1 pseudogene is annotated in these 454 nt (G+C 62.6%); it reads left to right on the plus strand.

Annotation, left to right across the window (positions count from 1 at the left end):
- Positions 1–454 (plus strand): annotated as a pseudogene (locus DVK06_RS17710) (ATP-dependent DNA helicase); the annotation flags it as partial.

The raw sequence follows: 454 nt of genomic DNA on the forward strand, positions 1-454 counted from the left end.
GCGAGCAGGTCGGCGAAAACTGGTACGACCTCTCGATTGCCAGTCAGGGCCGCCGCGACGACCTGACGATGGACTTCCTCCAGTCGTACGAGGGCCGCGGCATCGACATCGAAGTCGAACTCGCCTTGCAGTTGGGCAAGCGACTGGACGAACAGTACGAAGACGAGTACAAACACGGCGACGCGACGACGCGTCAAGAGTGTCAAACCTTGCAGGCGGCGAACTTCATCGCCGATTGGATGGAGATGGGCGGCGACCTCGGTCGACACCCGATGCTCTCGGTTCGCCGCGACGGCGGAACCGACGAAATCTACGGTCGTGCCGAACTCTACACCTGCATCCCGCGAGAGGTCACCCGCGAACTGTTCGAAGAGGTTCACGCGAGCATTCTGATGTCGGCGACGCTCCGCCCGTTCGACGTGACCGAATCGACGCTCGGCCTCGACGACCCGGT

The organism is Halorubrum sp. Atlit-28R (assembly GCF_003665955.1).
GTDB classification, from domain to species: domain Archaea; phylum Halobacteriota; class Halobacteria; order Halobacteriales; family Haloferacaceae; genus Halorubrum; species Halorubrum tropicale.